Raw genomic sequence first — 7,271 nt, forward strand, 5'->3', positions numbered from 1 at the left:
AATGCATTGAACGCGATTATAGGATAAAACGGCTCAGATCTTCATCTGCGACCAGCGCATCCAGATGTTTGCTCACATATTCGGCATCAATTGTGATGCTTTGGCCGTTCAAATCGCTCGCATCATAGGAAATATCTTCCATCAGACGTTCCAGAACGGTATGCAGACGACGTGCACCGATGTTTTCGGTGGTTTCGTTAACCTGCCAGGCCGCTTCGGCAATGCGTTTAATACCGGATTCAGTGAAGTTGATGTCCACACCTTCAGTCGCCATCAGCGCTTTGTACTGGACGGTGATGGAGGCATTCGGTTCGGTAAGGATACGCTCAAAATCGCTGGTGGTCAGCGCCTGCAGCTCGACACGAATCGGCAGACGACCCTGCAGTTCTGGGATCAGGTCGGACGGTTTGGCTACCTGGAATGCACCAGAAGCGATAAACAGAATGTGATCTGTTTTCACCATGCCGTGCTTGGTGGAGACCGTGCAGCCTTCAACCAGCGGCAGCAGGTCGCGCTGTACGCCTTCACGGGACACGTCCGGGCCGGAGGATTCGCCGCGCTTACAGATCTTGTCGATTTCGTCGATAAACACGATCCCGTGCTGCTCAACGGCGTCGATAGCTTCTTGTTTCAGCTCTTCCGGGTTCACCAGTTTGGCCGCTTCCTCTTCAATCAGCAGCTTCATCGCGTCTTTGATTTTCAGCTTACGCGGTTTTTGCTTCTGGCCGCCCAGGTTCTGGAACATGGACTGCAGCTGGCTGGTCATCTCTTCCATTCCTGGAGGCGCCATAATTTCAACGCCCATCGGTGCGGCCGCGAGATCGATTTCGATCTCTTTATCATCCAACTGGCCTTCACGCAGTTTTTTACGGAATGCCTGACGCGCTGCAGAAGGTTCCTGCGGCTGCTCTGACTGTCCCCAGTTATTTTTAGCTGGTGGGATCAGCACGTCGAGAATGCGCTCTTCCGCCATCTCTTCAGCGCGGAAGCGGTTTTTCTCAATTGCCTGCACGCGGACCATTTTGATGGCAGCATCGGTCAGATCGCGGATGATGGAATCTACTTCTTTACCAACATAGCCGACTTCGGTGAATTTTGTTGCTTCAACTTTGATGAATGGCGCGTTGGCCAGTTTTGCCAGACGACGGGCGATTTCGGTTTTACCGACGCCGGTCGGGCCAATCATCAGAATGTTTTTCGGCGTGACTTCATGACGCAACTCTTCGTTGAGCTGCATACGACGCCAGCGGTTACGCAGGGCGATCGCCACGGAACGCTTAGCGTTATCCTGGCCGATGATGTGTTTGTTCAGTTCGCTGACAATTTCGCGTGGGGTCATTTCAGACATGGGGGGATCCTTACGCTTTGGAGTTCAATTCTTCGATGGTATGGAAGTGGTTGGTATAAATGCAGATATCCCCTGCAATATCCAACGCTTTCTCAGCAATCTCGCGTGCGCCAAGCTCGGTATTTTCAAGCAGAGCGCGTGCAGCAGCCTGGGCGTAGGGACCGCCGGAGCCGATAGCAATCAGATCGTTTTCTGGCTGGATGACGTCGCCGTTACCGGTGATGATGAGCGATGCAGTTTCATCTGCGACGGCCAGCAGCGCTTCGAGTTTGCGCAGCATACGGTCGGTACGCCAGTCTTTTGCCAGTTCAACGGCAGCTTTCACCAGGTGACCCTGGTGCATTTCCAGCTTGCGTTCAAACAGTTCAAACAGCGTGAATGCATCCGCAGTACCGCCCGCAAAGCCCGCGATGACTTTATCGTTGTACAGACGGCGGACTTTCTTCACGTTGCCTTTCATTACGGTGTTACCCAGTGTGGCCTGACCATCACCGGCGATTACCACATGGCCGTTACGGCGTACGCTTACTATTGTTGTCACGAGCAGACCCCTTGGTTACAAATGCAATGTACAGGCCCCGCACAGTGTACGGGGCGTAATGCAAGTATAGATGGGGGGGATTTTGGGGGTTTCAACCCCCAGTAGAGAGTCGAATGCAGTTTGTGTGACCAGCAACCTTCAGGCGGCTGATGGTGTTGTCGGCATTCTCTTTGCCCTTGACCGGACCAATGACCACACGATTCCAGCCGTTATTGGTGGTTATACGGGAGTTAAAGCCTTCAAAGGCCAGCTGTGCACGCACAGTTTCTGCCTGCTCAGCGCCTTTAAATGATCCGCACTGAACCATCCAGCGGCGTTCATCTTTTTTCTCAGCAGTCTGTTTTGGCGGCTGCGTTTCATTCGTTATTGGCGCGGCCGGTTGCGTTTTCGGCTGAGCGGCGGTGGTATGCGCAGGCGTTTGCAGCAGATCCTGATACGGCTGTTGCGCCGCCGGTTTTGGCTGCGGTTTCGGCTGCTGTACCGGCGCGGCTTGTGCTGTACGCGTTTGCTGCTGCTGATACGGCTGTTCTGTTGCCCGTGGACGCGGCTGCTGAGCCTGCTGCTGTGCGTTATTCCACTGCTGCTGTTGCACCTGACGCTGACGCTGCAGCGTTTGCTGGCGTTGTTCAGGCGTTTGCTCGTTCCACGGTACTTCGTTGAGCTGCGTCGGCTGTTGACGCATATCAGCCTGCATTTGCGCCAATAGCTGGCGCTGCTCATTGGTTAGCTGATCGGCATTCAGCACCTCGCCGCCCGCAGACGGTTCGGTAGGCGCACGTACGCCAGGCTGACGGCTTTCCAGCTCTTTGATGTATCGCCAGCGCTCTTCCGGTTTTGGCGGAATGCCATTACCGGTGACTTTCTGGTTTTGCAGCGTTTCGGACTCTTCTTTCTTGTGATGCGTAATGAAGTACAGACCACCGATAAAGGTCACGAGTACGGCTGCAGCAATAGCAACCATTGCGGGCGATACCGCAGGCGTATTGCGTTGTTTTTTCCGTGATGTGCTCTTCTTGCGCCGCGAAGGTGCCGGTTGGCCGCGACGTACATAATCTCGTTGTGCCACTATCGTTTCGCTGTATTTATTCGTTCGTCAGCCCGCCATGTTACTTAAGCGGCGGGCCTTTGACCAGACAGGGGAGTCCGAAAGCACTTTACTTTACGTCAGTGCCCGGGTAGTACCCCGAATAATAAGCTCGCAGTCCAGTAAACGTGAGCCACTGCTGACGCTCTGCCCTTGTAATTGATCGAGCAGTAACAGCATAGCTTCACGTCCGATATCGAAACGCGGCTGTGCGACGGTTGTCAGGGGTGGATCACAAAATTCCGTGAGCGAAATGTTATCAAAGCCAATAATGGATAAATCATCAGGGACTTTCAGACCCTGGCGTTTGGCGTAAGAGAGTGCGCCCAGCGCCATGACGTCGCTGTGACAAAAGACAGCGGTAGGCGGCTGCGGTAGTTCAAGGAGCTGCTTCAACGCATTGGCTCCCGCTTCATAGGTAAAGTCACCGCGCGCGATGAAATGCGGATCGACCGTAATTCCGCTGCGGCGTAATGCCTGAACGTAGCCTTGCAGACGGTAATGGCACAGCGGCATATCTTCGGGTCCGGCGATACAACCAATGCGTTTATGCCCCAGTTCCAGCAGATAATTCATCGCGTTAAAGGCGGCGGTGAGGTTATCAATGTGCACGGTAGGGAGTTCCAGCTCTGGCGCGAACTCGTTCGACATGACCATCGGCGGTAAATTACGCTGTTCTTCCACGCTGGCATCAAACGGCAGGCGCGAGCTGAGCAGTACCATGCCATCGATCTGCTTGGTGATAATGAGGTTAAGAAACGTCTTTTCCTGCTGGTTCTGGTGCGCGCAGTCGCCAATAAGCACCAGGTATCCCTGTTCTGCGGCAGTCACTTCGATGCCACGAATCACTTCGCTAAAAAACGGATCGCAGATATCCGGCACAATCACCAGAATGGTACGTGACTCATTACGCTTAACGTTACGTCCCATTGATTGGGGTAGATATCCCACTTCCAGCGCTGCCTGCTCAACCTTGTTACGGGTTGACTGCGAGACTTTGTCCGGGTTCATTAATGCGCGGGATACGGTTGCCGTTGAGACTTTCGCCTTCAGAGCAACATCTTTCATCGTAGCGGCGACAACCTGCTTATTCGGTTTCACTCTTTCTCCTCGCCAGAGAGCTGCTGGCACAGACTCGTCCCTGGATAACCTTCATCTGAAACATTTTTATCAGATAGTGAATGGAAGCGGTTACAGAATTTTCATAAAAAGTGTGATGGATCTTTAATTTTACGATCCGCCTCGCATCGTGAGGGGTTATCCCTCGATGGGATCGACATCCAGCACCCATTTAACCTTGCGTGCATCGGGTAGCGTATTGATCAGTGCCAGCGTGCCGCTGACGATATGTTGCAGACGAATTCGTGATGGATGTTGCAACAATATTTGCCAACGATAACGACCACCGCGTTTGGGCGCCAGTGCGGGAACCGGGCCGAGCACCCAGAGTTTGTCATCGGCCAACGGGCTGGCTTGAATGAGATTCCGTAGCTGCTGCAAGAACATTGGTGCATGCTGGTTGTTATGATCTTCTGCCCGCACGATCACATGGCTGGTCCACGGTGGAAGCTGGAGCGTTTGTCGCTCGGCCAGCGCCTGTTCGGCAAACGCGTCATAGCCTTTATACAGCAAGGTTTGCAGCAGCGGATGTTCAGGATGGTGCGTTTGCAGCACCACTTCGCCTTGCTTCCCGGCGCGTCCGGCACGGCCAGAGACCTGCGTATAGAGCTGGGCGAAGCGTTCTGCTGACCGGAAATCTGCGGAGAATAGCGCGCCGTCAACGTCCAGCAGCGCCACCAGAGTGACGTCCGGGAAGTGGTGGCCTTTGGCCAGCATTTGCGTGCCTATAAGAATTCGTGCGCCGCCGCGATGCACTTCCGCCAGATGCTGCTCCAGCGACCCTTTACGGCTGGTGGTGTCGCGATCGATACGTGAAATTGGCACACCGGGGAAAAAAGGTGCCAGAGCCTGCTCAAGCTGTTCGGTGCCGAGTCCTACTGGAACCATATGCGTCGAACCGCAGGAGGGGCACTGACGCGGTATTGGGCGCTGGCTGTCACAGTGGTGGCAACGCAGGTGGTGCTGCGCCTGATGTAGCGTGTAGTAGTGATCGCAACGCGGACATTCTGCAATCCAACCACAGTCGTGGCACAGCAGCGCAGGCGCAAAACCGCGACGGTTCAAAAACAGGATCACCTGGTTATCCGCCTGCAGGTGCTGACGCATACGGGCGATTAGAGCAGGGGCGAGTCCGGCCTGCACTTGCTGACCTTTGAGATCCAGCACGTGCTGAGTGGCTGGGCGCGCATTTCCGGCGCGGCGCGTCAGGCGTAGCATGCGATATTTGTTCTGCCGCACGTTACACAGCGTTTCCAGTGCCGGGGTGGCTGAGCCGAGAATAATCGGGATTTGCTCGCTATGGGCGCGGTAAACCGCGAGGTCGCGCGCATGATAGCGCCAGCCTTCCTGCTGTTTATAAGAGCTGTCGTGCTCTTCGTCGATGACAATCACGCCGAGATTTTTAAACGGCGTAAACAGCGAAGAACGCGTGCCGATAACAATCGCCGCCTCGCCATTTTTTGCTTTCAGCCAGGCTGAAAGACGTTCACTGTCGTTTAAACCGGAGTGCAGGACTTCGACCGGCGCATTAAAACGTTCGCGAAAACGGGCAATAGTTTGCGGCGTCAGGCCAATCTCCGGCACCATCACCAGCGCCTGCTTGCCCTGGGCAAGGACGTTTTCCAGAACGCTAAGATAGACCTCTGTTTTGCCTGATCCCGTTACGCCCGCTAATAGCCAGGCGCTAAAACTGTCTGAGGCGCTGTGAATCGCCCCGACGGCGGTGGCCTGCTCGGTGTTCAGCCGCAGACGCTCACCAGAAACCGCGTAGTGCGTACGCCAGTCGCTAAAGCCTGGTGTTTCGCTCGCCAGATCGCACAGCCCTTTTTTCCTCAGTGCCTGTAATGCGGCATCATTAAATTCCAGTTCAACCACCTGGTCGCGCCAGATTTTCCCCTGGCGTAGCGCAGCCAGCGCCTGTTGCTGCTTGGGAGAACGCTTCAGGCTGTTGAGGTCAATAACCTGGCCTTCTTCAGTGGCAAACCAGTACCACATGGGCGCGTTTGTCGCCGGGCGTCCCTGGCGCAGTAAAATTGGCAGAGCGTGAAACAGTACGTCACCGATGGGATGATGATAATAATCAGCCGCCCACAACAGCAGACGCCAGACAGAGGTCGAGTAGACCGGTTCGCTGTCCAGCACTTCGAGAACGGCTTTCAATTCGCTCCGCGGCAGTTCACTGTGCTCGCTGACGGAAAGGACGATACCCACGCGCTCCTGCTGCTTGCCAAAGGGCACGCGTACACGACACCCGGCTTTGGCACTCAAGCCTTCCGGCAGGAGGTAGTCAAAGGTGCGAGGTAGCGGAACAGGTAAGGCAACGTGCGCAACGGGCATTGAATCATCCTGACTTGAAATCTGGCGGGTTAGTATACACATTAGTGGAGGGTAGAATGCGGATCAGTTTGCATGAGCAGGTTAATTTCTGTATGATTCGCCGCCTTTGATGCAAATTGATTGCGTCAAACAATGACCATTACCCGAGAGTTTCAGGCTGTTGATGCAGCGTGAAAGGTGACGGGGAATAATTAACATCGCGTGGTGTCTGGCGTTAGGGCTGGAAGAGCGACGCGGCCTTAAACCGAGGTTTTCCCATGAAAAAAGATATTCACCCGAAATACGAAGAAATTACTGCAAACTGCTCTTGCGGTAACGTCATGAAAATCCGCTCTACCGTCGGTCACGATCTGAACCTGGACGTGTGCGGTCAGTGCCACCCGTTCTATACTGGCAAGCAGCGTGATGTTGCTACCGGTGGCCGTGTTGATCGCTTCAACAAGCGTTTCAGCATCCCAGGCAGCAAGTAAGTTTCAGCTGTCAGAAAAAAGCGCCTTATGGCGCTTTTTTTGTTTCTGCGTTTTATCCCATCTTTATAAATTCCTAAAGTTCCTTTTAAAGCTGCTTTTGATCTTTCCTTAATTCCTGTTCTCAGTAGGCTTCTCTACAACTGTCTAATCTAAAAGGATTTGAATCATGAGCGGCGGTAAACCGGCAGCCCGGATGGGTGACATGACAAAATTCGGCGGCCCGATTGTCCAGGATGCCATGGGCGTGATGATTGGTGCCCCCACCGGCATCGCCTGCTCTGTCTGTCCCGGCGGCATCATCTCCGGTAACCCGGTCAACCCGCTCCTCGGCGCCAAGGTCCTGCCCGGCGAGACCGATTTCACCCTGCCCGG

Annotated in this window: 7 protein-coding genes; 2 read left to right on the forward strand and 5 right to left on the reverse strand. The window is 54.5% G+C overall.

The window, feature by feature from the left end; all coding sequences use genetic code 11:
• Nucleotides 1-16: 16 nt before the first annotated feature.
• The 5 genes from hslU to priA form a co-directional block, all read right to left on the reverse strand.
• A complete protein-coding gene (hslU, locus tag OGY09_RS00445) occupies nt 17-1,348 on the reverse strand; it encodes an ATP-dependent protease ATPase subunit HslU (RefSeq protein WP_003028803.1) in 1,332 nt (443 codons plus the stop codon).
• A gap of 10 nt (nt 1,349-1,358) precedes the next feature.
• Nucleotides 1,359-1,889 (reverse strand): ATP-dependent protease subunit HslV, encoded by a 531-nt coding sequence (hslV, locus tag OGY09_RS00450; protein ID WP_003028805.1) that lies wholly within the window; start codon nt 1,887-1,889, stop codon nt 1,359-1,361.
• 91 nt (nt 1,890-1,980) lie between these two features.
• Nucleotides 1,981-2,955 (reverse strand): cell division protein FtsN, encoded by a 975-nt coding sequence (ftsN, locus tag OGY09_RS00455; RefSeq protein WP_071992585.1) that lies wholly within the window; start codon nt 2,953-2,955, stop codon nt 1,981-1,983.
• Between the two features lie 93 nt (nt 2,956-3,048).
• Nucleotides 3,049-4,074: a DNA-binding transcriptional regulator CytR gene (cytR, locus tag OGY09_RS00460; protein ID WP_032945613.1), complete on the reverse strand. Its 1,026-nt coding sequence runs from the start codon at nt 4,072-4,074 to the stop codon at nt 3,049-3,051.
• Between the two features lie 156 nt (nt 4,075-4,230).
• Nucleotides 4,231-6,429 (reverse strand): primosomal protein N', encoded by a 2,199-nt coding sequence (gene priA / locus OGY09_RS00465; protein ID WP_267442486.1) that lies wholly within the window; start codon nt 6,427-6,429, stop codon nt 4,231-4,233.
• Nucleotides 6,430-6,686: 257 nt separating this feature from the next.
• On the opposite strand from priA, the gene rpmE reads away from it, so the two are divergent.
• Complete coding sequence (gene rpmE, locus OGY09_RS00470; RefSeq protein ID WP_008787040.1) at nt 6,687-6,899, forward strand: 50S ribosomal protein L31; 213 nt, start codon at nt 6,687-6,689, stop codon at nt 6,897-6,899.
• A 166-nt stretch (nt 6,900-7,065) separates the two neighbouring features.
• Nucleotides 7,066-7,271: hypothetical protein (locus OGY09_RS00475; RefSeq protein ID WP_286589756.1), on the forward strand; the 206-nt coding region annotated here is incomplete at its 3' end.

Source organism: Citrobacter sp. Cpo071, from assembly GCF_030332765.1.
GTDB classification, from domain to species: Bacteria; Pseudomonadota; Gammaproteobacteria; order Enterobacterales; family Enterobacteriaceae; genus Citrobacter; species Citrobacter portucalensis.